General features: G+C 69.2%; 29 protein-coding genes. 18 read left to right on the top strand and 11 right to left on the bottom strand.

The genetic code is table 11. The features are described 5' to 3' along the window. Positions 1-267: 267 nt before the first annotated feature. Together rsmD and coaD are read left to right on the top strand one after the other, a co-directional pair. Positions 268-822 carry a 16S rRNA (guanine(966)-N(2))-methyltransferase RsmD gene (gene rsmD, locus BMY74_RS18990; RefSeq protein WP_089917652.1) on the top strand — a complete coding sequence of 185 codons (555 nt, stop codon included), beginning with the start codon at positions 268-270 and terminating at the stop codon, positions 820-822. Positions 823-875: 53 nt separating this feature from the next. Next, complete coding sequence (coaD, locus tag BMY74_RS18985; RefSeq protein WP_089917651.1) at positions 876-1,358, top strand: pantetheine-phosphate adenylyltransferase; 483 nt, start codon at positions 876-878, stop codon at positions 1,356-1,358. Here the strand turns inward: coaD and BMY74_RS18980 are convergent. After that, positions 1,355-1,801: a GNAT family N-acetyltransferase gene (locus BMY74_RS18980; RefSeq protein WP_089917649.1), complete on the bottom strand. Its 447-nt coding sequence runs from the start codon at positions 1,799-1,801 to the stop codon at positions 1,355-1,357. The genes coaD and BMY74_RS18980 overlap by 4 nt on opposite strands. Before the next feature lie 114 nt (positions 1,802-1,915). Between BMY74_RS18980 and BMY74_RS18975 the strand changes: the two genes are divergently transcribed. The 8 genes from BMY74_RS18975 (at position 1,916) to BMY74_RS18940 (ending at position 7,053) form a co-directional block, all read left to right on the top strand. Further along, complete coding sequence (locus tag BMY74_RS18975; protein WP_089917647.1) at positions 1,916-2,632, top strand: DivIVA domain-containing protein; 717 nt, start codon at positions 1,916-1,918, stop codon at positions 2,630-2,632. Positions 2,633-2,769: 137 nt separating this feature from the next. Next, positions 2,770-3,351 (top strand): YceD family protein, encoded by a 582-nt coding sequence (locus BMY74_RS18970; protein ID WP_089917646.1) that lies wholly within the window; start codon positions 2,770-2,772, stop codon positions 3,349-3,351. Positions 3,352-3,353: 2 nt separating this feature from the next. Then, positions 3,354-3,536 (top strand): 50S ribosomal protein L32, encoded by a 183-nt coding sequence (gene rpmF, locus BMY74_RS18965; RefSeq protein WP_065916643.1) that lies wholly within the window; start codon positions 3,354-3,356, stop codon positions 3,534-3,536. Positions 3,537-3,552: 16 nt separating this feature from the next. Next, a complete protein-coding gene (gene rnc, locus BMY74_RS18960) occupies positions 3,553-4,356 on the top strand; it encodes a ribonuclease III (protein WP_089917644.1) in 804 nt (267 codons plus the stop codon). Positions 4,357-4,365: 9 nt separating this feature from the next. Beyond that, on the top strand, positions 4,366-4,566 hold the full coding sequence (locus tag BMY74_RS18955; RefSeq protein WP_030467960.1) for a hypothetical protein: 201 nt from the start codon (positions 4,366-4,368) through the stop codon (positions 4,564-4,566). A gap of 1 nt (position 4,567) precedes the next feature. Next, positions 4,568-5,425: a bifunctional DNA-formamidopyrimidine glycosylase/DNA-(apurinic or apyrimidinic site) lyase gene (mutM, locus tag BMY74_RS18950; RefSeq protein WP_089917642.1), complete on the top strand. Its 858-nt coding sequence runs from the start codon at positions 4,568-4,570 to the stop codon at positions 5,423-5,425. Between the two features lie 189 nt (positions 5,426-5,614). After that, positions 5,615-5,941, top strand: a complete 327-nt coding sequence (locus BMY74_RS18945) for a PadR family transcriptional regulator (RefSeq protein WP_089917641.1) — start codon at positions 5,615-5,617, stop codon at positions 5,939-5,941. Beyond that, the gene (locus tag BMY74_RS18940) at positions 5,938-7,053 is read left to right on the top strand and encodes a DUF1700 domain-containing protein (RefSeq protein WP_089917639.1); all 1,116 of its coding nucleotides are present in this window, start codon (positions 5,938-5,940) and stop codon (positions 7,051-7,053) included. Before BMY74_RS18945 ends, BMY74_RS18940 begins: the two co-directional genes overlap by 4 nt. Before the next feature lie 34 nt (positions 7,054-7,087). On the opposite strand, the gene BMY74_RS18935 is transcribed toward BMY74_RS18940, so the two are convergent. Then, complete coding sequence (locus BMY74_RS18935) at positions 7,088-7,528, bottom strand: MarR family winged helix-turn-helix transcriptional regulator (protein ID WP_089917637.1); 441 nt, start codon at positions 7,526-7,528, stop codon at positions 7,088-7,090. Between the two features lie 215 nt (positions 7,529-7,743). Between BMY74_RS18935 and BMY74_RS18930 the strand changes: the two genes are divergently transcribed. Together BMY74_RS18930 and BMY74_RS18925 are read left to right on the top strand one after the other, a co-directional pair. After that, a complete protein-coding gene (locus BMY74_RS18930) occupies positions 7,744-10,347 on the top strand; it encodes a DUF4118 domain-containing protein (protein ID WP_089917636.1) in 2,604 nt (867 codons plus the stop codon). Then, on the top strand, positions 10,344-11,024 hold the full coding sequence (locus tag BMY74_RS18925; protein WP_089917634.1) for a response regulator: 681 nt from the start codon (positions 10,344-10,346) through the stop codon (positions 11,022-11,024). The genes BMY74_RS18930 and BMY74_RS18925 overlap by 4 nt, the downstream gene beginning before the upstream one ends. Before the next feature lie 52 nt (positions 11,025-11,076). On the opposite strand, the gene BMY74_RS18920 is transcribed toward BMY74_RS18925, so the two are convergent. The 3 genes from BMY74_RS18920 to BMY74_RS18910 form a co-directional block, all read right to left on the bottom strand. Beyond that, on the bottom strand, positions 11,077-11,583 hold the full coding sequence (locus tag BMY74_RS18920; RefSeq protein WP_143091617.1) for a hypothetical protein: 507 nt from the start codon (positions 11,581-11,583) through the stop codon (positions 11,077-11,079). 128 nt (positions 11,584-11,711) lie between these two features. After that, positions 11,712-12,194 (bottom strand): hypothetical protein, encoded by a 483-nt coding sequence (locus BMY74_RS45110; protein ID WP_177229807.1) that lies wholly within the window; start codon positions 12,192-12,194, stop codon positions 11,712-11,714. A 23-nt stretch (positions 12,195-12,217) separates the two neighbouring features. After that, entirely contained in the window at positions 12,218-12,943 is a 726-nt protein-coding gene (locus BMY74_RS18910) for a CAP domain-containing protein (RefSeq protein ID WP_245786215.1), read from the bottom strand. A gap of 81 nt (positions 12,944-13,024) precedes the next feature. Here BMY74_RS18910 and BMY74_RS18905 point away from each other — a divergent pair, with 81 nt between their 5' ends. From BMY74_RS18905 to smc, 4 genes are read left to right on the top strand one after another with little or no spacing between them, the layout of a single operon-like run. Beyond that, the gene (locus BMY74_RS18905) at positions 13,025-13,297 is read left to right on the top strand and encodes an acylphosphatase (protein WP_245786214.1); all 273 of its coding nucleotides are present in this window, start codon (positions 13,025-13,027) and stop codon (positions 13,295-13,297) included. Positions 13,298-13,329: 32 nt separating this feature from the next. Then, entirely contained in the window at positions 13,330-13,836 is a 507-nt protein-coding gene (locus tag BMY74_RS18900) for a sigma-70 family RNA polymerase sigma factor (protein WP_089917629.1), read from the top strand. Continuing rightward, positions 13,833-14,423 carry an anti-sigma factor family protein gene (locus BMY74_RS18895; protein WP_089917628.1) on the top strand — a complete coding sequence of 197 codons (591 nt, stop codon included), beginning with the start codon at positions 13,833-13,835 and terminating at the stop codon, positions 14,421-14,423. The genes BMY74_RS18900 and BMY74_RS18895 overlap by 4 nt, the downstream gene beginning before the upstream one ends. 60 nt (positions 14,424-14,483) lie before the next feature. After that, positions 14,484-18,140 carry a chromosome segregation protein SMC gene (gene smc, locus BMY74_RS18890; protein ID WP_089917626.1) on the top strand — a complete coding sequence of 1,219 codons (3,657 nt, stop codon included), beginning with the start codon at positions 14,484-14,486 and terminating at the stop codon, positions 18,138-18,140. Positions 18,141-18,342: 202 nt separating this feature from the next. Here the strand turns inward: smc and BMY74_RS18885 are convergent, their stop codons facing one another. From BMY74_RS18885 to BMY74_RS18875, 3 genes are all read right to left on the bottom strand, one after another. Beyond that, a complete protein-coding gene (locus tag BMY74_RS18885; protein WP_089917624.1) occupies positions 18,343-19,056 on the bottom strand; it encodes a lysophospholipid acyltransferase family protein in 714 nt (237 codons plus the stop codon). A 24-nt stretch (positions 19,057-19,080) separates the two neighbouring features. Continuing rightward, complete coding sequence (locus tag BMY74_RS18880; RefSeq protein WP_089917622.1) at positions 19,081-19,419, bottom strand: hypothetical protein; 339 nt, start codon at positions 19,417-19,419, stop codon at positions 19,081-19,083. 128 nt (positions 19,420-19,547) lie between these two features. Next, positions 19,548-19,985: a tetratricopeptide repeat protein gene (locus BMY74_RS18875; protein WP_143091616.1), complete on the bottom strand. Its 438-nt coding sequence runs from the start codon at positions 19,983-19,985 to the stop codon at positions 19,548-19,550. Between the two features lie 90 nt (positions 19,986-20,075). Between BMY74_RS18875 and BMY74_RS18870 the strand changes: the two genes are divergently transcribed. Further along, on the top strand, positions 20,076-20,999 hold the full coding sequence (locus BMY74_RS18870) for a GNAT family N-acetyltransferase (protein WP_089917618.1): 924 nt from the start codon (positions 20,076-20,078) through the stop codon (positions 20,997-20,999). On the opposite strand, the gene BMY74_RS18865 is transcribed toward BMY74_RS18870, so the two are convergent. Then, positions 20,949-22,508, bottom strand: a complete 1,560-nt coding sequence (locus BMY74_RS18865; protein WP_089917617.1) for a sodium:solute symporter — start codon at positions 22,506-22,508, stop codon at positions 20,949-20,951. The genes BMY74_RS18870 and BMY74_RS18865 overlap by 51 nt on opposite strands. After that, positions 22,496-23,620 (bottom strand): anhydro-N-acetylmuramic acid kinase, encoded by a 1,125-nt coding sequence (locus BMY74_RS18860; RefSeq protein ID WP_089917773.1) that lies wholly within the window; start codon positions 23,618-23,620, stop codon positions 22,496-22,498. Before BMY74_RS18860 ends, BMY74_RS18865 begins: the two co-directional genes overlap by 13 nt. Positions 23,621-23,740: 120 nt before the next feature. Here BMY74_RS18860 and ftsY point away from each other — a divergent pair, with 120 nt between their 5' ends. Next, a complete protein-coding gene (ftsY, locus tag BMY74_RS18855) occupies positions 23,741-25,039 on the top strand; it encodes a signal recognition particle-docking protein FtsY (protein ID WP_089917615.1) in 1,299 nt (432 codons plus the stop codon). A 296-nt stretch (positions 25,040-25,335) separates the two neighbouring features. On the opposite strand, the gene BMY74_RS18850 is transcribed toward ftsY, so the two are convergent. After that, the gene (locus BMY74_RS18850) at positions 25,336-26,082 is read right to left on the bottom strand and encodes an IclR family transcriptional regulator (protein WP_089917612.1); all 747 of its coding nucleotides are present in this window, start codon (positions 26,080-26,082) and stop codon (positions 25,336-25,338) included. Positions 26,083-26,093 lie beyond the last annotated feature (11 nt).

Raw genomic sequence — 26,093 nt, 5'->3', positions numbered from 1 at the left:
AGCCGCACCAGGAGCGGGCCACATGCCTGAGGGGGTGTCAACTCGACGAAAAGCGTGTCGAGTTGACACCCCCTCAGGCATGCAGCAAGTGCTGTGGCGCGACTCGTGATGGGACCCCACCGCCGGTACCTCTTTGCTCAGGACGGCTCGCCTTCGGCGTCGCACCGATCACGCGGCTCGCCTTCGGCCTCGCGCCCGCTCGCCACTCCGCCCCCTCGCGCCCACCACCTGGCTCGCCTCCGACATCGCGCCTGAGACGATGAGGCCGTGACACGAATCGTTGCCGGGTCCGCGGGAGGTCGCAGGCTCAAGGTCCCGCCCAAAGGCACGCGGCCCACGTCCGAGCGGGTGCGGGAGGCCCTGTTCAGCTCCCTCGAGTCGCTCATGGACCTGGACGGCGCCCGTGTGCTGGACCTCTACGCGGGGTCGGGGGCGCTCGGGTTCGAGGCGTTGAGCCGGGGGGCCGGGCACGCGACGTTCGTGGAGTCGGACAAGCGGGCCGCTGACGTGCTCAAAGGCAACGCCAAGGAGCTCGGGTTCGCGAACACGACCATCGCCAACCGCACGGCCGAGGCGTATGTGCTGGCCGAAGGGGAGGAGTTCGACGTCGTGTTCGCCGATCCGCCGTACGCGGTCGGGGACGACGAGCTCGCCAAGGTGCTCAAGGGGATCGTGCCGAGGCTCACGCAGGATGCCGTCTTGATCGTGGAACGTGCTTCGCGAAGTGGCGAACCAGCTTGGCCTGAAGGGGTGGAATCGTTGCGTGCCAAGCGTTACGGGGACACGGCCGTGTACTGGGGACAGGTGCGTTCTGATGGGTGACGAGAACCACGGACACGCCTGGAGGCGTCCGATCGGGTGCTAACGTCCGCTTCATGACACGTGCCGTGTACCCCGGCTCCTACGACCCGGTAACGAACGGTCACCTGGACATCATCGGGAGAGCCGCGCACCTGTTCGACGAGGTTGTCGTCGCCGTGCTCATCAACAAGAACAAGCGCACCTTGTTCGACGTCGAGGAGCGGCAGGAGATGCTGCGCGAGGTCACGTCGCAGTGGGACAACGTGCGCGTGGACTCGTGGCACGGGCTGTTGGTCGACTACTGCCGCGAGAACAACATCAAGGCCATCGTGAAGGGCCTGCGCGCGGTCAGCGACTACGACTACGAGCTGCAGATGGCGCAGATGAACCACCAGCTCACCGGTGTCGACACGCTGTTCATGCAGGCCAGCCCGCAGTACTCCTACCTGGCGTCCTCGCTGGTCAAGGAGGTCGCGACGTACGGTGGCGACGTCTCGACGCTGCTGCCCGCGGCCATCGAGCAGCGGCTGCAGCAGCGCCTCGCCGAGACCCGCTAGAGCGACAGCTTCATCCCGACGTGTGACGCGCTGAAGCCGAGCCGCTCGTAGAAGCGGTGCGCGTCCACGCGGGACGCGTCCGTCGTCAGCTGCACCATTCCGCACCCCCGTGCGCGCGCCTCGTCGACCGCCCACCGCACCAGGTCGGCGCCGAGACCGTTGCCGCGCTGGTCGGAGCGCACCCGCACGGCCTCGACGGTCGCGCGGGTCATGCCCAGGCGCGACAGGCCCGACGTGAACGTCAGCTGCAGCGTGCCGACGACCTCGCCGTCGAGGTCCGCCACGGCCAGGTACTGGTGCGGGTCGGCGTCGATCACCTCGAACGCCTCCAGGTAGGCCGGGTCGCCCGGCTTCTCGCGCCGCGCGCCCAGCGGGTCGTCCGCCAGCATCGCCACGATCGGGTCGACGTCCTCGGCCCGCGCCCGCCTGATTGTGATCTTCATGGTTCCCCCGGTGTGATGTGGGGAAATCCTGACACGCCCTGCCGACGTCCCGGTGCGGGGGAGATCGGCAGGGCACACTTGTGGGTGGGAGTCACAGGCTTGAGGGAGTGAGACGTGTACCGGGTGTTCGAGGCACTCGACGAGCTCGTCACGATCGTCGAGGAAGCGCGCGGAGTTCCGATGACCTCGGGGTGCGTGGTGCCGCGCGGCGACGTGCTCGAACTGCTCGACGACGTGCGCGACGCGATCCCCGCGGAGCTCGACGACGCGCAGGACGTGCTGGACCACAAGGAAGAGCTCGTCGGCAAGGCCAAGCACGAGGCCGAGTCCGGCGTGTCGAAGGCGCGCGCCGACGCGGACCGCATGCTCGCCGAGGCGCAGGCCGAGGCCGAGGCCATGCTGTCCGACGCGCGCGCCCGTGCGGAGCGGATGATCGCCGAGGCCGAGGACCAGGCGGAGCGGACCGTGGCCGCGGGCCGTCAGGAGTACGACGACCTGGTGGGCCGTTCGCACGCCGAGGCCGAGCGCATGATCCAGGCGGGCCGCGCCAACTACGAGCGCGCCACCGAGGACGGCCGCGCCGAGCAGGCCAGGCTCGTCAACGAGCAGGAGGTCGTCCGGGCGGCGCACGCCGAGGCCGCGCGCATCCTCGACGCCGCCCAGAACGAGTCGATCCGGCTGCGGTCGGAGTGCGACGCGTACGTCGACGGCAAGCTCGCGGACTTCGAGGACCTCCTCGCGCACACGCTCCGTTCGGTCGGCAAGGGCCGTTCGCACCTGCGTGGTCCCGCCGTCGCGGGTGCCGCGGCACCGTTCGACTACGGTTCCTGACGAACCAGGTGGCCTGAACGTGTGATTCGCGCTACGTCGGACAGGTGGGTTCACCTGCCGATTTCACGCGCGGGGGCGTCGTCCCGTACCCTGGAACGGCTGGACGTGGTAGGTCCCCGCCGGCAACCAATCTGATCATGACTGAGCATCGTCACGCGTCCACGCGTCCCACAGCATCCGGTCCCTGGGTCTTCGACACCAGGGATCTCGGCCGTCGCGCCGGGTCCAGCCGACCCTTCGTCCGGTCGGTTCCCGCGGCAGGCATGGGGCTCCTCGGCGTGATCGCGGTGCCAGAAGGCGGAGAGGTGGAGCTCGACCTCCTGACCGAATCGGTCGTCGAGGGCGTGCTCGTGTCGGGGACGGCGTTCGCCAAGGTCGAAGGTGAGTGCGCGAGGTGCCTCGAGCCCATCACCGATGAGGTTGAAGTCCGGATCACGGAGCTCTACGCGTACCCGGACAGCACCACGGACGAGACCACTGAGGAAGACGAGGTCAGCCGGATCGAGAACGATCTGATCGACCTCGAGCCTGTGGTGCGGGACGCCATCGTCCTCGCGCTGCCGCAGGCGCCGCTCTGCGAGCCGGACTGCAAGGGGCTTTGCTCCGAGTGTGGTGGCAGATGGGCGGAGCTCGGGCCCGACCACGGGCATGAGACGATTGACCCTCGTTGGGCCGCGTTGCAAGAGCGGTTCAGCGATGACAACTCGGAGGAGAAGTAGTCGTGGCCGTCCCGAAGCGGAAGATGTCGCGTTCGAACACCCGTGCGCGCCGTTCCCAGTGGAAGACGTCTGCCGTGCACCTGGTGGCTTGCCAGAACAAGGCCTGCCGTCAGCCGAAGCCGCAGCACGTCGCCTGCCCGGCCTGTGGTCAGTACGCTGGCCGCCAGGTCGCTCAGCCGGCCTGATCTCCTCGCCGTCGTAGTGGGGGGAAAGCCGCCGCGCGCACCGCAAGCGGACCGCGCGGATCTGCTCGAAGCGCTCGGCGTCCACCTGGACGCCGAGCTGCTCGTGCTCGCACTCACCCACCGGTCGTACGCGTACGAGAACGGCGGGCTTCCGCCGAACGAGCGTCTCGAGTTCCTGGGAGACGCGGTTCTCGGGTTGGTCGTCACCGACCACCTCTACCGCACCCATCCCGATCTTCCCGAGGGTCAACTCGCGAAGCTCCGCGCCAGCGTGGTGAATATGCACGCACTGGCGGGCGTAGCGCGTGACCTGGGCAAGGGCGGGCTCGGTGCACACCTGCTGCTCGGTCGTGGCGAAGAGCTGACCGGCGGCAGGGACAAGGCGAGCATCCTCGCCGACGGCCTCGAGGCCGTCATCGGTGCGGTGTACCTGCAGTTCGGTATCGATACCGCACGAACGTTCGTTCACCGGCTGTTCGATCCGCTCTTGGCCAAAGCTCCGCTTTTGGGTGCTGGACTGGACTGGAAGACAAGCCTGCAGGAGCTCACCGCTCAAGCCAGCCTCGGCGTCCCGGAGTACCGCGTGGACGACCAGGGGCCGGATCACCGAAAAGAGTTCACCGCAACGGTGCTCGTCGGTGGCCAGCCTTACGGCAAGGGTGATGGGCGCACCAAGAAGGAAGCCGAGCAGAAAGCCGCCGAAGCGGCTTATCATGTTCTGTCGGAACGGGTCAAGGCCGAGCAGGAGTCGGTCGCGACCAAGAACGGACAGAACGGCGCCTCGGTGACGCCAGGGACCCTCCCATCCGAGGAAGACTGAGACACGCAAATGTATGCGACCAGGAACCGCACCAACCGCCGCACCCGCACCGTCCGCGGACCGGTGAACACCTCCCGCAGCGGAGGCATCCAGGGACTTGTGCTGGTCAGGGACACGAGCCGCGCGGGGGTGTGGGTGCTCAAGCCCACCAAGCCGCAGGCCGCCGTGATCGAGGCGCAGCCCGTCGACGAGGGCAAGTCCGAAGCCTGACGTGCCCGAACTCCCAGAGGTCGAGGTAGTACGCCTCGGCCTTGAAGCCCACGTCGCCGGCCGGGTCATCTCCTCGGTAGAGGTGCTGCACCCACGCGCCATCCGCCGGCACGATCTGGGTTCACAGGACTTCTGCGCGCGCCTGGCGGGCCAACCCATGGCCGCCGCCAGGCGCCGCGGCAAGTACCTCTGGGTAGAACTGGCCGACAAGGCCGCCATGCTCGCGCACCTGGGCATGAGCGGCCAAATGCTGGTCCAACCCTCGTCGGCTCCCGACGAGAAGCACCTGCGCGTCCGCTTCCGGTTCGACGACGGCGGACCGGAACTCCGCTTCGTGGACCAGCGCACCTTCGGCGGCCTCGCGCTGGCCGAACTCGTCGAGGTTGACGGCACCCTCGTCCCGGACTCGGTGGCGCACATCGCCCGAGACCCGATGGACCCTCTCTTCTCCCGTGATGCTGCCGTGCGCGCGTTGCGCCTGCGTCACACGGAGATCAAGCGTGCCCTGCTCGACCAGACGCTCGTCTCCGGTATCGGCAACATCTACGCCGACGAGGCCCTCTGGCGCGCCAAGCTCCACGGCACCCGCATGACCGACAAACTCGCCAAGGCCAAGGCCGCCGAGTTGCTGGACCACGCCACCGACGTGATGCGTGAGGCCCTCGGTCAGGGCGGTACGTCGTTCGACGCGCTCTACGTGAACATCAACGGCCAGTCGGGGTACTTCGACCGCTCGCTGAACGCCTACGGCCAGGAGAACCGGCCGTGCAAGCGGTGCGGGGCGGCGATCGTCCGCGAGCCGTTCATGAACCGCTCGTCGTACTCCTGCCCGCGCTGCCAGCCGCGCCCGAGGCTCTGACCTCCTGCGGGGCTGTCGACCCCGCGTCTCAATCACCCCGCTGAGCAACGCGCCAGCACCTGCGTACGTCCTCCCAAAGTGCCCTTGACGTGCCCAAATCCCTCTTCTGTCCACTCCGGGGCTAACGCATTAGACAGTACTGCGCGATGCGTAGTAGTGTTCACAGCGCAACAGCGCGCGGAGGGGGCCATGGACACCAGTCAACTGCTCAAAGGGGTGCTGGACCTGGCCGTCCTGGCGGTTCTCCGCAAGGACGACGGGTACGGGTACGACGTGGTGCGCAGACTGCGCGCCGGGGGATTGAACGAAGTGGGCGACGCGTCGGTCTACGGCACGCTGCGCAGGCTCTACAACGCGGGGATGCTGACCTCGTACGTGGTGCCGAGTGAAGAGGGGCCGCACCGCAAGTACTACAGCATCAACGAGACCGGGCGGGCGCGCCTGGCTGAGTCGAGGGAGACGTGGAGGTCGTTCGCGAGCACGCTGGACGGCCTGCTCGAGGAGGTCGCAGCATGAACACGCAAGCGCTTGGTGTCGAGCACTACCTGGCGGGGATGCGTGCCACTCTCGACGACCTGCCGCCCAACGAGGTCGCCGAGATCATGGAGGACGTCGAGGCGCACGTCGCTGAGCTGTCCACCGAGCTCGGGGAGGGCGAGACCCTCGAGCAGCGGCTCGGGTCGCCCGAGCAGTACGCGCAGGAGCTGCGGCAGGCGGCCGGCTACCCGGCGCGGACCGAGCGCTTGCCGGTCACGACGAAGCAGCAGTGGCTGACGAGGCCTCGGGCGGCGGCGTGGGGGCTGGTCGCCGCCACCGGGGTGACGTTGCTCGCGGGCACGGTGGCGTTGAAGGAGCCGGCGGTGCTCCTGCTGCCCGCGGCGATCCTCGTGCTCAGCCTCGCGCTGGTGCACGACCGGGGGCCGCTGCAGCAGGAGATCATGAACCTGCCGGAGACCCACCGGCTCGAGAAGTGGCTGACGCCGGAGCAGGGCACGCCGGCGGAGCGCGCGCTCACGTACCTCAAGTCGTTGCAGCCCGCGTGGTGGCTGCTGCGGGCCGGTCTGCTCGGCCTCGGGGCCGTGCTGCTCGCCAGCCGCGACCTGCTCGGCTTCCTCGCGGTGGCCGGGATCGCGGTGCTCTCGGTGTTCGCCGGGCCGCGTGCCAAGGTCGACCGGCGGTGGCTGTGGTTCAGCCTGCCCGCTTCCGCGCTGGCGGTGGGGTTGCTGTTCCAGGTCATCGACGTCACGGCGAACCAGCTCGCGTACAGCACGTCGCGGTCGTCGTACATGCCGCCTGCGCCGCAGTCGTACGAGAACATCTACGCGTACGACGAGAACGGCAAGCTGCTGACGAACGTGCTGCTGTACGACCAGGACGGTCAGCCGATCAACGCGTCGCGCAACTACGCCAGCAGCTGCAACGAACCCGGCAGCGGTCCTGAGCCGGTGATTCCCGCTAACCGCTATCCGCGGCCGCAGATCGACTACGAAAACGGTCGGTGTTACACAGTGGCACCGAGCGTTCCCTCTCCGTCATCAACGCCTTCGGGGGAGAGCGCGGCACCGTCGAGTTCTGGAAGCGCAACTCCGAGCTCGGTGCCACCCACTTCTGTGTCACCGAGCAAGTAAATCCTGGAGCGGGACCCGTCGGGGGGTCCCGCTCCTACTTGTTGTCCTGCGGTTCGGCCAGGTGGCGCAAAACCGGCATGGCCGAGCGCAGGTGTTCTCTGTCTTCCGGCGAAAGCTCGGACATTCTTTCACTCAATAGTTCGGCTTCGCCGTGAGCAAGCGACGCGATGGTCTCGCGGCCCACTTCGGTGAGCACGACTATGGTCGCCCTGCCGTCTGCGGCGTCTGGTTCGCGACGGACGAGTCCGGTGGACTCCAGGCTGGTCACGACGGTTGTGGCGGTCGGCTGTGAGCACAGCGCGCGCACCGCGATCTCGCCGATCCGCATCGGGCCGTGGGCGCTCAGTTCTGACAGCACCAATAACTGGGTGGGTTGCAAACGACGGGCCGGAGCGGCCTGTCGAAGACTTCGCACCAGCCGGTGCACGGCCACCACGAGTTGAAGAGCCTCGTGGTTGGTGACGGTGGTGGGCATCGTTTCTCCGCGCGCATGTGATTGTCCGAATTCGGACACGAACCCTGGCACTTTCCCTCATTCACGCTCTGCGCGCTATCCGCCACTTGCCGATAACCCATTCGGCCGTTGTGGTGACGCGGGGCGTCACGGGGCGCGTCCAGCACACTTAAATGTGCAGGTAAACAGCGTAAAAAGCGCGGCGAAGCTCACTCGAACGGTCGCCGGGCTGAAGCATGATTCAACAGGACAGATCTTCTGACAGAACTGTGGGAAGGCGCACTCGTTTCGCCGGGTGGCGCAAGCCGTACCCCCGAACGGTCCAGGCGGGGCCGGTGCAGACTGGTCCGGTGAGTTCGAAACCCAGACGTGGCGCGCTCCGCATCCACCTCGGTGCCGCTCCCGGTGTCGGGAAAACGTTCGCCATGCTCAGCGAGGCGCACCGGAGGCGGGAACGCGGCACGGACGTCGTCGTCGGATTCGTGGAGAGCCACGGCCGGGCGAAGACCGCTGAGCTGGTCGAAGGCCTGGAAGTCGTGCCGCGCAGGCATTTCACGCACCGCGGGGTCGAACTGTCCGAGATGGACGTCGACGCCGTGCTGGCCCGCGCTCCGCAGGTCGCCGTCGTGGACGAACTCGCGCACACGAACGCGCCGGGATCGCGCAATGCGAAGAGGTGGCAGGACGTCGAGGAACTCCTCGAAGCGGGTGTCGACGTGCTCTCGACGGTGAACATTCAACATCTTGAATCGCTCAACGACGTCGTTCAGCGCATAACGGGCGTGCCGCAGAAGGAAACGGTGCCGGACGAGGTCGTGCGCAAAGCCGACCAGACGCAGCTCGTCGACCTCACGCCCGAAGCGTTGCGCCGCAGGCTCGCGCACGGCGACGTCTACGCGGCGAACAAGATCGACGCCGCGCTCGGCAACTACTTCCGCGTCGGAAACCTCACCGCGTTGCGCGAACTCGCGTTGCTGTGGGTCGCTGATCAAGTCGACGTGGCGTTGATGCGCTATCGGACCGAACAGCAGATCACGGACACGTGGGAGACGCGCGAACGTGTCGTCGTCGCCATCACCGGTGGTGCGGAAAGCGAGACTCTCATCCGGCGCGCGCGTCGCATCGCCACGCGCGCGGGTGGCGACCTTCTGGTCGTGCACGTGCTTCGCGGAGATGGACTCGCGGGAGCGGATCCGCACTCATTGCAGAAGTACCGCACGCTTGCTGAAGACGTCGGTGCGACGTTCCACACCGTTGTCGGTGATGACGTGCCAACGGCGTTGCTGGAGTTCTCTCGAGGCGTGAATGCCACACAGCTCGTGGTCGGCACCTCGCGCCGTTCACGGTTCGCGCGCGTGTTCTCGGCGGGCATCGGCTCTACGGTCGTGCAGGAGTCCGGAGCGATCGACGTCCACATGGTCACGCACCCGACGACGACCAACGGCTGGCGCGCCCGGTTCGCGGGCAGCCCGTTGAAGGCGGGCAGGCTCGCGTGGGGCTGGTTCCTCGCGATCGCCGGGCCCGCGCTCGTCACCGCGGCCGGGTCGTCGTTGCGGGAAGGCCTGAACTTCTCCACGAACGTCATCGCGTACCTGCTGGTCACCCTGGTCGTGGCGATGGTCGGCGGCCTCGGGCCCGCGATCACCGCCGCGCTGATCAACGCTTTGTTGCTGAACTTCTTCTTCACCGAGCCCCTCTACACGTTCACCATCAACGCGCAGCAGAACGTGCTCACCTTCTTCGCGATGATCATCGTGGGCGTGTCCACCGCGTTGGTGGTCGACTACGCCGCTCGCCGTGCGGCCCAAGCGGCGCGCGCTCGCACCGAGGCCACGCTCCTCGCGTCGTACGCGCGCACCGTGCTGACGAACCCCCAGCCGCTCGCACGGCTGTTGGAGAAGGTGCGAGAGAACTTCGGCCTCGCCTCCGTCGCGCTGCTCGAACGCGTCGACGGCGCCTGGGAACGCGTCGCGTGCGTCGGCATAGGCCCGTGCGACGAGCCCGACGACGCGGACGTCGACATAGCCGTGACGCCGGAGGTGCACCTGGCGCTGCGCGGCCGTTCGCTGCCCGCGTCCGACCGCCGCGTCCTGGAGGCGGCCGCGGGGCAGGCGTTGCTCGCGCTGAGGCAGCAACGCATGGCCGAGCAGGCCCTCGAGGCGCAGCGCCAGGCCTCCCGCACCGAACTGCGCACCGCTCTGCTGAGCGCCGTCGGCCACGACCTCCGCACGCCGCTGACGTCGATCAAGGCGTCCGTGGGCTCGTTGCGCGACCCGGAGCTGACGCTGTCGGGTGAGGACACCGCCGACCTGCTGGAGGCCGTCGAGGAGTCGGCTGACCGGCTGACCGGGCTGGTCGACAACCTGCTCGACTCGTCCCGGCTCGCCACGGGCGCCGTCGAGCCGCAGTTCCGCGCGGTCGACTACTACGAGGCCGTCGCGCGGGCGTTGGCCGGGCAGACCGGCGACGTCGAGGTCGACGTCCCGGAGGAGCTGCCGCCCGTGCGCGCCGACCTGGGCCTGCTCGAACGCGTGATCGCGAACGTCGTCGGCAACGCCGTGCGCTACGCCGGCGCCGTCGCGGTGCGCGCGTCCGCCCACGGCTCCGAGGTGGAACTGCGCGTCGTGGACCACGGCCGGGGCCTGCCCGCCGGCACCGCCGAGGAGGTCTTCGCGCCGTTCCAGCGACTGGGCGACCGCACGCCGGGTGGCGTTGGTCTCGGTCTGAGCGTGGCGAAGGGTTTCACGGAGGCGATGGGAGGCACGATCACCATGGAGGACACACCCGGTGGCGGCCTCACCGTGGTGATCTCACTCCCCGCCGAGGAGAGGGCAGCGTGACGAAGGTACTGGTGGTCGACGACGAGCCGCAGATCGTGCGCGCCCTGCGGATCAACCTCTCGGCGCGGGGCTACGAGGTGCTCACGGCCCCCGACGGCGCGACGGCTCTGCGGCTGGCGGCCGACGGCAAGCCCGACGTCGTGGTCCTCGACCTGGGCCTGCCGGACATGGACGGCACCGACGTCATCGCGGGCCTGCGCGGCTGGACCAGCCTGCCGATCATCGTCCTGTCCGCCCGCACCGACTCGGCCGACAAGGTGGACGCCCTCGACGCCGGCGCCGACGACTACGTGACGAAACCCTTCGGCATGGACGAGCTCCTGGCCCGCCTGCGCGCCGCCGTCCGCCGCTCGGCCGCCACCGGGCCGGAGGACGAGCCGGTCGTGAAGACCGCCTCGTTCACCGTCGACCTGGCGGCGAAGCGAGTGCTGAAGGACGGCGCCGAGGTGCACCTCACGCCGACCGAATGGGGCCTGCTGGAGGTGCTGGCGCGCAACGCGGGCAAGCTCGTCGCGCAGAAGCAGCTGCTGCGCGACGTGTGGGGGCCCGCGTACGAGAAGGAGACGCACTACCTGCGGGTGTACCTGGCGCAGCTGCGGCGGAAGCTGGAGCCGGAGCCCGCGCGGCCGCGGCACCTGCTGACGGAGCCCGGCATGGGGTACCGGTTCGAGCCGTGAGGCAGGGCCTTCGGGGCCGGTCGATCGTGGCGCCCGTGAAGCTCGGCCGGAGCTAGGGCTTCGGGTCCGGCGGCGGCGTGCTCGACGACGTGGACGGCGTCGGCTCGGGCGTCGACGACGAGGAAGAGGACGACGCGGTCGACGACGGCGGCTCCGTGTGGGGCGGCGGCGTGCTCTGCGTCTCGGTCTTCGTCGGCTTGGCCGGGTCGGTGGTGAGCTGCGGCCCCTCCGGGGTGCCCGGCTTCGGCTGGTCCTGCTGGGGCGCGGCCTGCTTGCGGTCCGGGGCGGACGCGGGCTTGGGCGATCCGGCGCTGGAGGACACGGTGACGACGACGGTACTGGTGCTGCCGTCGGGTGCGACGCTCGTGATGGTCTGCACGATGTCGGCCGCCGTGCGCTCCGGTGCCGCCTCACGGCCTGAGGCGGCGAGCATGGACGCCACGGTGGCGAACAGCGTCGCGACGACGACACCGCCCGCAGCCAGCATCACTGCCGTGCCCACGCGCTTCTTCTGCGGGGCCGGCTCGGTCGGTGACTGCGGATGATCTTCCTCGAACACACCCATCTCCTCGTGGGATACCCGGTCGGATGGTCTTGCGTTCGAGTTATCGGCGGAAACGAACCAACGCCTCAGTCCCGCCACACCTTCGTGTAGCAGTGCGTCACATGGCGGTGACTGGCGTAACCCTACGAGGGCGTAGTCGTTGTGGTCGGGTTCGTGGTCGTGGTCGGGTCCACCGGCTTGGTAGTGGTGGTGGTCGGGTCCACGGGCTTGGTGGTCGTGGTCGTCGTCGACGTGTTCGCGGGCGGCGGTTCCTCGGTCGTGACCGTGGTCGTGGTGCCGTCGGGGCGCGTGATGGTCGTGACGCGCGTCTTCTTCGTCGTCGTGGTGGTCTCGGACGTCGTCGTGGTCTCCGAGACCGACGACGTCTGCTCGACGGACGAGGTCGGGGAGGACGTCGGCACGATGCTCAGGGCGTCGCGCACGGCCTCCTTGCGCGGGGGCTGGGTCGCCGGCGCCTCGTTCGCGGAGTCCGAACCCGCGGCGAGGGAGGCGACGGCGGCGAAGACGGTCGCCAGCACGACGCCTGAAGCGGCCAGCACGACCTGCGGTGCACCCCGGCGCAAGCGCAAGCGCGGGCGCGAGTCCGGTTCCGGGCTCTCGTACACGAAGTTTCCCCTGCTCGAAGCGGTCAGCGGCCGAAGTTCTGGGTCCAGTAGTTGCCGCGGGTGTCCAGCCCCACGCCCATCGTGGTGAAGCTGCAGTTCTCGATGTTCTCGCGGTGGCCGGTGCTCTCCATCCAGCCCTTCACGACGGCCTGGGCGTTGGCGTAGCCCTTCGCGATGTTCTCGCCGCCCGGCCTCGGGTAGCCGGCTTCCTTCATGCGGACGTCGAACGTGCGGCCGTCCTGCGAGGTGTGCGAGAAGTAGTTCTTGTTCGCCATGTCCGTGCTGTGGGCCTGCGCGGCGGTCGTGATGCGGTCGTCGATCACGAGGGCCTTGCAGCCGGCCGCGGCGCGGGCGTCGTTCACGAGCGCGAGCACGGCCTGTTCCGGCGTTTGGCCGGTCGGTGCCTTCGTCTGCGTGGGCGGCTTCGGCGCTTCGGGAGGCGCCGTCGTCGTGGTGGTGGGCGCGGCGGACGAAGAAGAAGAGGAGGGCGTCGTCTCGGTCGTCGTGGTGGTGGGAGCGGAGGAGGACGACGAGGAGGCGGGGGGAGTGCCGGCACCGGTGGCTTCGAGGGTGGGGCGTCCGTTGGGTGCGGCTGCGTTGCCCGTGCCGAGCTGGTTCGCCGCGTCGGCGCTCTCCTGCTGCGCGGCGTTGGTGAAGCCGATGCCGAGAGGAGAGGTTCCGGTGAAGGCGAGACCGCCGATTCCGGTCGCACCGATCAGCAGGCCGAGTAAGAGGCTGCGGGCACTCACGGGTCGGGACCGTACCACTAATGGGTGACAAGCCCTGAGTGCGTCGTTGGTCACCTGGTGTGATTGCGGCACGATCCGGACGTGGACGTACGACTGAACGCGTGGGTGCGCGGCCGGGTGCAGGGTGTCGGTTTCCGCTGGTGGACGCGGGCACGGGCGCTGGAACTGGGACTGGTCGGGAGTGCCTCGAACCGGCCGGACGGACGGGTCGAGGTGGTGGCCGAGGGGTCACGCGAGAACTGTGAACAACTGCTGAACGCTCTCCGATCGGGTGACACCCCCGGTCAGGTCGAATCGGTCGGTGAGCAGTGGTCGGCCGCCAGGGGCGACCTGACCGGTTTCATCGAGCGCTGAACCGTTCTCGCGAAGACGGCGTAGAGGGGATCGTGGACTCCTCGGAAGACGTCCTCATCCAGCTGTACGACCGCTGGAGAGGCCCGCTGCTGCACTACGTGCTGCGGCTGGTCGACGGTGACTACCAGCAGGCGGAGGACGTCGTGCAGGAGACCTTGCTCCGCGCGTGGCGGCACCACGAGGAGCTGACACCGGACGACGCGGCGCCGTGGCTCTACACGGTCGCGAAGAACCTGGTGATCTCCGGGTACCGCCGCCGCAACGCACGCGCGACCGAGGTGCCGCTCGAACCGGTGGACCTGCCCCCGGTCAGCGACCAGGTCGAACACGTGCTGCAGACGTGGCAGATCGCGTCGGCGCTCAGAGCGCTCACGCCAGAGCACCGGACGGTCGTCATCGAGCTGTACTACCGCCGCCGCACCGTCGCGGAGGCCGCCAGGACGCTCGGCATCCCGCCGGGCACGGTCAAGTCGCGCTGCTTCTACGCACTGAGGGCGCTGCGCGACGCACTGGAGGAGAGAGGGGTGACCGGGGCGTGAGCTGCCAGCACACCGTCGACGTCGGCGCCTACCTCTTCGGCTCGCTCGACCTCAAGGAGCGAGCCGCGTTCGAACGCCACCTCGGCACCTGCGAGGCGTGCCAGGCCGAGATGCTGAGGCTGGCCCCGCTGCCGGGCCTGCTCGGCCGCCTGGCGCTGGAGGACGTCGAGCACCTCGACGACGTCCCCGCGAGCCCGCCGAAGCCGAACCGGCAGCGCCGCGTGGCCCTGGTCTGCGCCGCCGTCCTGGTGGCGTTCGCGCTGGCCGGCGGGATCCTGTTCCTGCAGCCCCCGCCCGCGCCGACGTGGGCGGCGAAGGACCCCGGCACCGGCGTGGACGGGGAGGTGTCGATGGTCTCCAAGTCCTGGGGCACCGAGATGTGGTTCAAGCTGGGCGACGTCAAACCGGGCGCGCGTTGCAAGGTCATCGTGTTCGACCGGCGGGGCCAGCGGGAGGTCGGCGGCTGGTGGGGCTCCGACCACGCCCCTGACGAGCGGATTCCCGGTTCGACGTCGTTCCGGGTCGAGGAGATCGATCGCCTGGAGGTGTCGGACGAGAGCGGGTTGCTGGTCACTCTCCGCCCGTAGAAACGCAGGTCGGCGGCGGGGTCCCGCATCGGCCGCAAGCGTTTGGGTACTCTGCCCCGCGTGCATCTCAAGAGCCTGACGCTGAAGGGCTTCAAGTCCTTCGCCTCGGCTACCACGCTGCGCTTCGAGCCCGGCATCACCTGTGTGGTCGGCCCCAACGGGTCCGGCAAGTCCAACGTGCTCGACGCGCTGCGCTGGGTGATGGGCACGCAGGGTGCCAAGGACCTGCGCGGCGGCAAGATGGAGGACGTCATCTTCGCCGGCACGTCCGGCCGCGCGCCCCTGGGCCGTGCCGAGGTGACGCTGACGATCGACAACGCCGACGGCATGCTGCCGATCGAGTACACCGAGGTGTCGATCACCCGCCGCATGTTCCGCGAGGGCGCCACCGAGTACGAGATCAACGGCAACTCGTGCCGCCTGATGGACATCCAGGAGTTGCTCTCGGACTCCGGCATCGGCCGCGAGATGCACGTGATCGTCGGTCAGGGCCAGCTCGCCGCGATCCTCGAGTCCAAACCGGAGGAACGCCGCGCCTTCATCGAAGAGGCCGCCGGCGTCCTGAAGCACCGCAAGCGCAAGGAAAAGGCGCTGCGCAAGCTCGAGGCGATGCAGGCGAACCTGACGCGCCTCACCGACCTCACCGCCGAACTGCGCCGCCAGCTCAAGCCGCTGGGCAAGCAGGCCGAGATCGCCCGCCGGGCGCAGGTCGTCCAGTCCGAGCTGCGGGACAGCAAACTCCGCCTGCTCGCCGACGACCTGGTGACGCAGCGCGAGGCCATCGCGCAGGAGGAGCACGACGAGGCGAAGGCCCGCGTGCGCCGCGCCGAGGTCGAGAAGTCGTTGCAGGCCGCGCAGTACCAGCAGAACGAGCTGGAGGAGCGGGTCGCGGCCGACTCGCCGAAGCTGCAGGCCGCGCAGGACACCTGGTACCGGCTGTCCGCTTTGGAGGAACGCCTCCGCGGCACCGTCCGCCTCGCCGCCGAGCGCGCCCGCCACCTGTCCGACGTCGTGGACGCGCCGAGCCGCGGCCGGGACCCCGACGACCTCGACCGCGAGGCCGAGGAGACCGCCGAGATGGAGCTGGAACTCCAGGAAGGCGTCACCGAGGCCCGCATCGCGCTCGCGGAGGCCGTGGAGACGCGGTCCGAACTGGAGCGCATGGTCTCGCAGGCGGAGAAGGCGCACATCGCCGCCGTCCGCGCGATCGCCGACCGCCGGGAGGGCCTCGCGCGCCTCTCCGGTCAGGTGGAGGCGTTGCGCAGCAAGACGAACGCGACCGCCGAGGAGATCGAACGCCTCTCCGTCACGGTCGCGGAGGCCTCCGAACGCGTCGAGTTCGCCTCGATCGAACTGGCCGAGGCGCAGGCGGTCACCGGCTACGAGGACGAGGGCGACAACGACCTCGACGAACGCCACCGCCAGGCCGTGCAGTCCAACGACGCGGCACGGCAGCGCGTCGAGGAGCTCGTGAAGGCCGAACGCACCGCGGAGCGGGACATCGCGTCGTGGCGCGCACGCGTCGACGCGCTCTCGCTGGGCCTCACGCGCAAGGACGGTGCGGGCGCGCTGCTCGCGTCGGACGTGCCGGGGCTGCTGGGGTCCGTCGCCGCGCTGCTGACCGTGGAGCCGGGCTTCGAGGTGGCGCTGGCCGCCGCCCTCGGCCCGATCGCCGACGCCGTCGCGGTGTCGTCCGGTGAAGGTGCGCTCGCCGCCCTGAAGTTGTTGAAGGAGAAGGACGCCGGACGCGCCGGCGTGCTGATCGGCTCACACGATTCCACTGTGGACACCTCCGGGTGGGGCCACCTGCCGCACGGCGCGCGCTGGGCCATCGACGTCGTGCACGCGCCCGAGGCGTTGCGCCCGGCGCTGGCCCGAGCCCTCGACCGCCTCGCGGTCGTCGACGACCTGGACTCCGCGGCGCGGTTCAGCGGCCGCGCGGTCACCAGGGACGGCGACCTCTTCGGCACGGACTGGGCCGTCGGTGGTTCGGGTGCCCAGGGCCAGAGCGTGATCGAGGTGCAGGCCGCCGTCGACGAGGCGCAGGAGCAGCTCGCGACCGCGGAACGGGCGCTGGAGCACGCTTCCGCCGCGTTGGAGGGCGCTCGCGCCGAGCAGCAGGCCCGCCGCAAGGTGCTCGACGCGGTCAAGGAGGCCATGCAGGAGGCCAAGGTCCGCCAGGCCCGCTCCGGCGAGCGGCTGAACCGGATGGCCGCGGCCGTGCGGTCGGCGGAGGCCGAGGTCAGCCGCATCAGCGAGCAGCGCGCCAAGGTCGAGCGGTCGCGCGAGGAAGCCCTGATGAAGCTGGGCGAGCTCGAAGAGCGGCTGCTGATGGCCGAGGAGGAGCAGACCCTCGACGACGAGCCGGACACCGAGCAGCGCGACGCGTTGTCCGCGGAGCTCGCTCAGGCGCGCCAGAGCGAGATGGACGCGCGTCTGGTGCAGCGCACGGCCGAGGAGCGCGCTCGGGCCGTACAGGGCAAGGCAGAGGGCCTGCGTCGTGCCGCACGCGCTGAGCGTGAGGCCCGCGAACGCCACGCACGCGCCACGGCCCACCGTGCGCGCGGTGCGGTCGTCGCCAAGGCCGTCGTCCGAGGCGGTGAGCAGGCGCTCGAACGCATCGAGATCTCGCTGGCCCGCGCCGCCCGTGAGCGCGACCAGGCCCAGGAACGCCGCCAGCAGCACGAGCTCCTGCTGACCCAGGTGCGCAACGTCGTGCGGGAGATGTCCGGCGAGCTGGAGAAGCTCGTCGACGCCGTGCACCGCGACGAGGTCCTGCGCGCCGAGCAGCGCATGCGCATCGAACAGCTGGAGACCAAGATCGCCGAGGACTTCGGCATCGGTCTCGACGACCTCGTGAACGAGTATGGCCCGGACGTCATGGTGCCCGCCTCGGCCGCCGAGATGGCCGAGTACACCGCGGCCAAGGAACGCGGCGAGCAGGTCTCCGAGCCGCAGCCGATGCCGTACGACCGCGACACCCAGGCCCGCCGCGCCAAGCGCGCCGAGCGCGACCTCTCGTTGCTGGGCAAGGTGAACCCGCTCGCGCTGGAGGAGTTCGCCGCCCTGGAGGAGCGCTACAAGTTCCTCTCCACGCAGCTCGAGGACATCAAGGACACCCGCCGCGACCTGCTCACCGTCGTGAAGGAGGTCGACGACAAGATCCTCGAGGTCTTCACGCTGGCCTACGAGGACGTGGCGCGCGAGTTCGAGATCGTCTTCAAGGTCCTGTTCCCCGGCGGCGAGGGCCGCCTGGTGCTGACCGAGCCCGACGACATGCTGACCACCGGCATCGAGCTGGAGGCCCGCCCGCCCGGCAAGAAGGTCAAGCGCCTGTCGCTGCTGTCCGGTGGCGAGAAGTCGCTGGCCGCGGTCGCGATGCTGGTCGCGATCTTCCGCGCCCGCCCCTCACCGTTCTACGTGATGGACGAGGTCGAGGCCGCGCTGGACGACACGAACCTGCACCGGCTGATCGGCCTGTTCCAGCAGCTGCGGGACCGTTCGCAGCTGCTGATCATCACCCACCAGAAGCCGACCATGGAGATCGCGGACGCCCTCTACGGCGTCTCGATGCGCGGGGACGGCATCTCGCAGGTGATTTCGCAGCGGCTGCGCTCGTCCGCGGACGCTCCGGCGCGTGCGGCGGAGCCTGCCGCGGCGCCCGCCGAGGAGGCTCCTGCGGAACCTTCACCGGAATCGGCGGAAGCAGAGGCCTGAGAGGGGGCGACCGGCACCGGCCGCTGTCTCTTCGTTCGAGCCGCGTCAGCCCGGTGCCCCTCCTCGGTGAGGAGGGTCCCCCTTCACACCGTGCGGACGCGTCCCGTGCGCTCGAAGGATGAGTTCCCCCAGTGCGGACTCACCGCTTCGTGCGCACGGCCACTATGGCCCGGACGGCTTGCAGAAACCTTGTATCGCCTGCTCAGCGCCCGCGGGCGTCCAGCGCGGCGGCCTCTTCCGGCGTCGGCGCGGTGCCACCCAGGTGTTTCGGAACCCACCAGGCGCCCGGCTCGTTCGGGTAGTTCGCCTGCGCGGTGTCCAGCAGTTCACGCATCCGCTTGTGCAGAACCTCGTCGCCGGAGTCGCCGGGGGAGGCCTCGAACGGCTCGCCGATGAGGATGGTGACCGGCACGTGCCGCTGGGTCAGGTTCTTGGGACGGCCCTTGGTCCACAGGCGCTGGGTGCCCCACAGCGCGACGGGGATGATCGGGACGCCGGCCTCGTGCGCCAGGCGGTTCGCGCCGGACTTGATGTCCTTGACCGTGAACGAACGGCTGATGGTGGCCTCGGGGAAGATCCCGACGACCTCGCCGGTGCGGAGCGCGGACAGGGCCTGCTGGTAGGAGGCCTGGCCCGCGCTCCGGTCGACGGGGATGTGGTGCATGCCGCGCATGAGCGGGCCTGCGATCTTGTTGGCGAAGATCTCGTGCTTCGCCATGAACCGCGTGAGGCGCCCCGAGAGCTGCGCGCCGTAGCCCGCGAAGATGAAGTCGAGGTAGCTGACGTGGTTCGACGCCAGCACCGCTGCACCCGTGCGCGGGACGTGGTGCGCCCCCTCCACGGTGATCCGCAGGTCGAGCACCTTGAACATGGTCTTCGCTGCGGCGATCACCGGGGGATATACGCGATCCGACATGCTTCCGAACGGTAGCCGGAAATGCTACTGACCGGTAGCTGACCCTTCGTGTTCTCGCATGACCTTGGGCACGCCCGCCAGGTCCTCCTCGTTGCAGAGCAACTTGAGGTCGTAGTACGGGTTGCCGTGCCTGTCGTCGTAGTCGAGATGAACTGCGATCACGTCCACGGGTTCGCCCAGCCAGTCCTGGGTCTGCCGCAACCAGGCAGCAGCGCGTTCCAGTGCTGACGGAAGATCATCGTCTCGGAATTCGACCGGCCGGTAGGGAACTCCCTGGACGCCGTCCCGGTTGTTCGCCGGCAAGGGCAGGTCGACGGCCACCCCGGATTCGTTGAGATCGAGTTGGATCGTTTCCTCACTCACCGTAGAAGAGTCCCCCACCCTCACCTGCCCTGCAAGCCCGAATCTGGTGGTTTTGCCTGCGACGCCGGTGAACGTGGGGCGGCATACCAGCGTCGTGCAGGACGCCGGTGTGAGTGATGTCTCCCAGGTCAGGGCGAGCGCTTCAGGAACGCGATGTCGCGCTTGACCTTCGTGATCCGGTCGTGGGTCGGCAGGAACAGCCGCGACAGCGCGGTGTGGAGCTGCTCCAGTTCGGCCGCGGCGCCCTCCGAGTCACCCGACTGGTAGCGCAGGTTGGCGAGCAGCTGCCTGGTCTCCAGGACGTCGGCGTGCTCGGGGCCCAGGACGCGGGCCTGGTCGCGCAGGAGGCGCTCGCAGACGTCGATGGCCTTCGTGACCTGCCTCGCCGTGCCCAGCACCCGTGCGAGGTTCAGCCGGACGGCGAGGGTCTGCGGGTCGTCCGCGCCCATCGTCCGCGTGTAGTCCCTGGCGAGGGTCCTGAACTCGGCGGCGGCGCCCCGGAAGTCGCCCGCGTGGGCCTTGGCCTCGGCCTCGGCGCTGCGGACGGCCAGTTCTTCGGACGACATCCACGTCATTTTACCGGGCGCCGCGTCCGTTACCCGGGACCGCCGAAAACTCCCTCGCTTCGAACGGCCGTGCGAGTGACCATTCCACCCATGTACGACATCCGTTTCGCCGAACCTGGCGACCTCGGCGCCACGATGGCGCTGCTGGTCCGGCTCCAGGCCGACAACGCGCACCACATCGGGTACCTCGGTGAGACAGTCGAAGAGCTCCGCGCGGAGCTCGGCGAGTTCGAGCCCAGCTGGGCCGACTGCACGGTGGTGGCCGTCGACGCCGACGACAACATCACCGGCATGCTCAGCGTGGAGGTCGACGCCGAGCTCGGCCGTGCGTGGCTGCACGGGCCGTTCGTCGACGTACCGGTCAACCACCCCGCGGGCAGCCGCATCTGGGACCAGACCGCCGACGCCCTGTTCCGGCACGCCACCGAGCTCTTCACCGGCATCACCGACCTCGAGCTCTACGGGCACACCGCCCACCGGCGACTCGCGGCGTTCGCCGAACGGCACGCCTTCAGCGCCGGCAAGGCGAGCGCCATCCACGTCCTCGACAACGGGGACCTGCGCACGTTGCTGTTGCGGGACGCCAAGTGTCCCAGCGACCGCGAGATGCGCGTCCTCCCGACCGACCACTTCGTGCACGAGGCCGTCGCCGTCCTGCACGAGCGATGTTTTCCGCACACCTACCTGTCCGGCAAGCAACTCGTCGAATCCGATCCGGCCAAACGCACGGTCGTCGTCGCCATGGACGGCCAACGCGTCCTCGGGTACGCCGCGGGCAAGGCGCAACCCGAGGAGTACTACGTCGACTTCGTGGCCGTCGAACCCGGCGTCCGGGGTCAGGGCGTCGGCGCCGCTCTCGTCACCGAACTGCTGTGGAAGCTCGCGGCGGACCACGGTGCACGACCGCAGGCCGCCGCGTCGATCTACGCGGGCAACGAGAGCTCGCAGAACATGTTCGCCCGACTAGGATTCCGCCTTCACATCGAGCTCGTCTCGTACCGGCACACCGCGTGAACGCCTCAATGACAGCAACCCACCCACCAGCAAGGTGACCGCCACCCCCAGGGGCGTGTTCCACCACCCGGTCAGGGACTTCAGGTCGGCGGTCGCCTTCCCGAAGTTGATCGTCGGCGTGCTGCCGGCGAACTTGACCCCGAGGATGACGAAACCGACGACCAGCACCGTCGCCACGAACGCGATGATCGCGTCCGCCTGCGTGACGCGCTTGAAGACCAGGCCGAGGAGGAAGGCCCCGAGCAGCGCGCCGTAGGTGTAGCCGGCGATGCCGAGCGCCTGCACCACGATCGGATCCGCCGTGGTCTTGTTCGAGGAGGCGAACAGACCCGCGCAGACGATCAGCAGACCCGCCCACACGAGGGTCCAGATCCGGCCGTGGCGCAGGCGTTCGTCGTCGGTCATCGGGGTCTTGCGGATGCGCTCGTAGACGTCCGTGACGGTGCTGGAGGCCAAGGCGCCCAACGACGACGAGAGCGCGGCGGCGAGGATGCCGGCGATCACGAAGCCGGACAGGCCGCTCGGCAGGTCGTTGACGATGAAGTGGGCGAAGAGCTCGTCCTTGTTGTTCAGTCCCAGGTCCTTCACCGGGTCGACGCCGGCGTAGAACGCCCACATCATCACGCCGATGAACAGGAAGAACGCGAACTGCAGGAACACCACGAAACCGGAGGCGATCAACGCCTTCTGCGCCGACTTCACGTCCCGCGTGGCCATGAGCCGCTGCACGATCAGCTGGTCGGCGCCGTGCGAGGCCATCGACAGCAACGCGCCGCCGAAGAACGCCGCGACGAACGGGTAGGCGCCCGTCAGCGGTGAGCTCGTGAAGTCGAAGAGCTGGAACTTGTTGACGTCGGCGGCCTTCGAGAACCAGCCGTCCGGCAGCTGCCCCGCCAGCACCCAGATCACCACGAGGCCGCCGAGCACGTACCAGAGCATCTGGATCGCGTCGACCCAGACGACGGCGCGGGCGCCACCGAAGAAGCTGTAGAACACCATCGCGATGCCGAGCGCCACCACGATCGCCCAGTAAGACGCGGTGATGCCGTACTCGGCGAGCACGACCTTGATCGGGATGGCCGTGGCGAAGAGCCGGATGCCGTCCGCGAGCAGGCGCGTGAAGAGGAACGTGACGGACGCCGTGGCGCGCATGCCGCCGCCGTACCGCTTGCCCAGGAACGCGTACGCCGTCACGAGGTCGCCGGCGATGTAGCGCGGCAGCAGCACGAAGCTGACGATGATCCGGCCGACGATGTAGCCCAGCGCGAGCGTCAGGTACGTCATGCCGCCCTGCGCGGGCGTCGCCATGTACGCGATCACCGGCACGCTCAGCACCGTGAGCGTCGAGGTCTCCGCGGACACCACGGACAGGCAGACGACCCACCACGAGATGCGCTTCTCGCTGACGAAGTAGTCGGTGGACGACTTCTGCCTGCCGCCGATCGCCATGCCGATCAACGGCATGCCGACGAGGAACAGGGCGATGATCGCGAGGTCTAGTGCGCGCACTTCGGTTCCCCCACTTCCAGCTTGGTCACAGCGGTGGTGACGGGCTCGGGCAGCCGCAGCGGCCCGCTGCCGGGCGTGATGCTGCCGAGCAGCCGCGGGCCGGACGCGCCGGTCGCGGACGGCGTGTTGCCGGGAACCCCGTGCCACGTCAGGAACCCGAGCAGCGCGGCGAGGTAGGCCTCCTTGCCGTCGCGCGGCAGGCCCAGCGAGTCGCTGATCCTCAACGGGATCGGGTCGAGCGCCTTGGTCAGGGCCTCGACCAGCACGGGGTTGCGCATGCCGCCGCCGGACGCGACGACGGTGCTCGCGTCGTGCGCGCGGCAGGCGTCGGCGATGGTGCGGGCGGTGAGCTCGGCGAGCGTGCGGAGCATGTCCTCGGCCTGGACAGTGGGAAAGCCCCGCAGGTACTCGGCGTTGAAGTGCTCCTTGCCCGTCGACTTGGGCCACGGCTTGGCGTAGTACGGGTCGGCCAGGAGCTTCTTGAGCACGTCTTCTCTGACGGTGCCTCGTCGTGCGAACTCGCCGTTGGTGTCCTGGCGGCGTTCGCCGTTGGAGAGGACCTCCATGACGGCGTCCATCAACGCGTTGCCGGGCCCGGTGTCGTAGGCGACCGGCGCGCTTCCCGGCGTGACGACGGTGATGTTCGCGATGCCGCCGATGTTGAGCGCGACCGCGTTGCCGTCCATGCCGGCGAGCCACAACGCGTCGAGCGTGCTGGCCAGCGGTGCCCCGTGGCCGCCCGCCGCGACGTCGCGCACCCTCAGGTCGGCGATCACCGGGACGCCCGTGCGTTCGGCGATCCAGGCGGGCTGGCCGAGCTGCAGCGTGCCGAGGCACTCGCCGTCCTGCACCTCGTGGTGGACGGTCTGCCCGAGCGAGCTGATCAGGTCCGCCGGCAGGTACCCGGCGGCGACTTCGCCGAAAGCCTGCCCGAGCGACGTGTCGAAGGCGCACACTTCGGCGAGGTCCCGGGGTTTCTCCAGGAGGTCCTTCGGGAACGGGTGCTCGGCGCACTGCACCGGCACGAGCTCGACGACGTCGCCGTGGATCGACAGGTCGGCGACGGCCACGTCGATGCCGTCCATCGACGTGCCGGAAATCAGTCCGATCACCCTCACGACGTGTGGTCTATTCCACACCGTGGCACGGCGCAAGAGCTCTGGTGAAATCTTCGCCTAATTGAGCAACAACTGGTTGACAGATCACATGCGCGACTGTGAAACCATGAGCCCGTGTCGACGTCCTCCCTTGTCCTGATCCTCGTCGTCGTGGCGGTCGTGCTGATCGCCGCGCTGGTGACCGGTGTGGTGCTGACGCGTCGCCGTCGCATCAGCCTGACCCAGAAGGAGGAGACGCCGAAGCCAGGCGGATATCAGGCCGCGTCCGGGATCACGTTCACCCCGGCCGCGCCCGAAGCCACCGAGGCCGAGGCGGTCGTGGTGGCCGAGGCCCCCGTGCACCCCGCGCCGGTCGAGCACCCGGTGGCCGACCGGACCGAGGTCGACGGCCAGCCGGGCGTCGGCGACGACGCCTCCGTGCCGCGCGACTCGGTGAAGCGCGGCTTCGTCGAGGTGGACCTGCCCGTCGAGGCGTCCGAGGTCGAGGAGATCGAGCCGACCTCCGGCCGCCTGGAGCGGCTGCGCGGGAAGCTCTCGAAGTCCCGCAACGCGTTCGGGACCTCGCTGCTGGGGCTGCTGGGTGCCGGCGACCTGGACGAGGACTCGTGGCAGGACGTCGAGGACACGCTGCTGATCGCGGACCTCGGCGCGGCCACGACCACGGAGATCGTGGAGACCCTGCGGGCGAAGCTCGCCGGAGCCGGTGTGCGGTCCGAGGCGGACGCGCAGAAGCTGCTGCGGTCGGTGCTCGTGGATGCGCTCGGGCCTCGGATGGACCGGTCGTTGAAGGCGCTGCCGCACGCCGGCAAGCCCGCTGTGCTGCTCGTCGTGGGCGTCAACGGGGTCGGCAAGACCACGACCACCGGCAAGCTCGCGCGCGTTCTCGTGGCCGATGGGCGCACGGTGCTGCTCGGTGCTGCCGACACGTTCCGGGCCGCTGCTGCCGACCAGTTGGAGACCTGGGGCAAGCGGGTCGGTGCGGAGACCGTGCGCGGGCCTGAGGGTGGGGATCCGGCTTCTGTCGCCTTCGACGCTGTGAAGCGTGGTGTGGATGCCGGGGTGGACACGGTTTTGATCGACACCGCTGGGCGGTTGCACACCAAGGTCGGGCTGATGGACGAGCTCGGCAAGGTGAAGCGGGTGGTGGAGAAGCAGGCCGTGGTTGACGAGGTCCTGCTGGTTTTGGATGCCACGACTGGGCAGAACGGGTTGACTCAGGCTCGGGTGTTCGCTGAGCAGGTCGCCATCACGGGGATTGTGCTGACCAAGCTGGACGGGACTGCCAAGGGTGGGATCGTGTTCCAGGTTCAGCGTGAGCTCGGGGTGCCGGTGAAGTTGGTCGGGCTTGGTGAAGGGGCCGACCACCTGGCTCCGTTCGAGCCCGGGGCCTTTGTGGACGCTTTGTTGGGCTGAGTTTGTTCGGTGGTTGGGGTTGCGGGCGGCCTGGTCGCCTTGCGTGCTTCCCCTGGGGCTCTGCCCCAGACCCCGGCAATCTGATCAGGGGGTAGCGCCGGTAGCGGGTTGATGGCACGCCTGTTGCGTAGGGCGGCTGCCGGTTGCTTTGTTTGGTTGCGGTGGCGGTGGGGTCCCATCACGAGACGCACCAAGAGCAAGAGCTGTGGCGCGACTCGTGATGGGACCCCACCGCCGGTACCTCTTTGCTCAGGACGGCTCGCCTGCGGCATCGCGGCAATCGTCCGGCTCGCTGCTCAGGCCGTTGCGGCCTGGTCCGCCAGCCTCTTCGCCACCGCCAGCACCTCCGGGAGGATGCGGTTCACCGCATCCTTCGTGAGCCTGCCCTCCGGGCCCGATACCGACACCGCGGCCAGCGTCGGCCCACCCACCACCGGCACGGCGATGCAGCGCACGCCCAGCTCCTGCTCCGACTCGTCCAGTGCGTAGCCGCGCTCCGAGATCTCGTCGAGCGAGTCGAGCAGTTCGGACGCGTCCGTGATCGTGTTCGACGTGTACGCGGGCAGGCCCGTGCGGTCCAGCAGCGCTCGCACGTCGGCGCGGGGGAGTTGCGACAGCATCGCCTTGCCGACGCCGGTGCCGTGGGGCAGCAGGCGGCGGCCCACCTCCGTGAACATGCGCATCGAGTGCTTTGACGGCACCTGCGCCACGTAGACGACCTCGTCGCCGTCCAGGACGGCCAGGTTCGCCGTTTCCTCCACGGAGTCGACCAGCTGTGACAGCAGGGGCCTCGCCCAGGTGCCGTACTGGCGGGACGCGGTCTCGCCGAGGCGGATCAGGCGCGAGCCGAGGGTGTAGCGGCGGTTGCTGTTCTGGCGGACATAGCCCAGCGTGACAAGGGTGCGGATGAGGCGGTGGATCGTGGGCAGGGGCAGGCCCGTCGTGGTGGCCAGCTCCGAGAGCGAGGCCTCGCCGCCTGCGTCTGCCAGGCGTTCCAGCAGGTCGAAGGCTCTTTGCAGGGACTGCACGCCACCTGTGGACACGTGCGGCTCCT

The sequence above is a fragment of the Lentzea albida genome (assembly GCF_900111005.1).
GTDB classification, from domain to species: Bacteria; Actinomycetota; Actinomycetes; order Mycobacteriales; family Pseudonocardiaceae; genus Lentzea; species Lentzea albida.
Note: the sequence above shows the minus strand (reverse complement) of the source record. Positions and strands in the feature narration are given on the sequence as shown.

Coding starts and splice junctions, on each gene's coding strand:
- BMY74_RS18935 (WP_089917637.1), bottom strand. CDS start 7,528: ATGCCCACCACCGTCACCAACCACGAGGCTCTTCAACTCGTGGTGGCC.
- BMY74_RS18955 (WP_030467960.1), top strand. CDS start 4,366: ATGTATGCGACCAGGAACCGCACCAACCGCCGCACCCGCACCGTCCGC.
- BMY74_RS18940 (WP_089917639.1), top strand. CDS start 5,938: ATGAACACGCAAGCGCTTGGTGTCGAGCACTACCTGGCGGGGATGCGT.
- BMY74_RS18870 (WP_089917618.1), top strand. CDS start 20,076: ATGTACGACATCCGTTTCGCCGAACCTGGCGACCTCGGCGCCACGATG.
- coaD (WP_089917651.1), top strand. CDS start 876: ATGACACGTGCCGTGTACCCCGGCTCCTACGACCCGGTAACGAACGGT.
- BMY74_RS18885 (WP_089917624.1), bottom strand. CDS start 19,056: ATGTCGGATCGCGTATATCCCCCGGTGATCGCCGCAGCGAAGACCATG.
- BMY74_RS18945 (WP_089917641.1), top strand. CDS start 5,615: ATGGACACCAGTCAACTGCTCAAAGGGGTGCTGGACCTGGCCGTCCTG.
- BMY74_RS18980 (WP_089917649.1), bottom strand. CDS start 1,801: ATGAAGATCACAATCAGGCGGGCGCGGGCCGAGGACGTCGACCCGATC.
- BMY74_RS18930 (WP_089917636.1), top strand. CDS start 7,744: ATGATTCAACAGGACAGATCTTCTGACAGAACTGTGGGAAGGCGCACT.
- BMY74_RS18970 (WP_089917646.1), top strand. CDS start 2,770: ATGACTGAGCATCGTCACGCGTCCACGCGTCCCACAGCATCCGGTCCC.
- BMY74_RS18875 (WP_143091616.1), bottom strand. CDS start 19,985: ATGTCGTCCGAAGAACTGGCCGTCCGCAGCGCCGAGGCCGAGGCCAAG.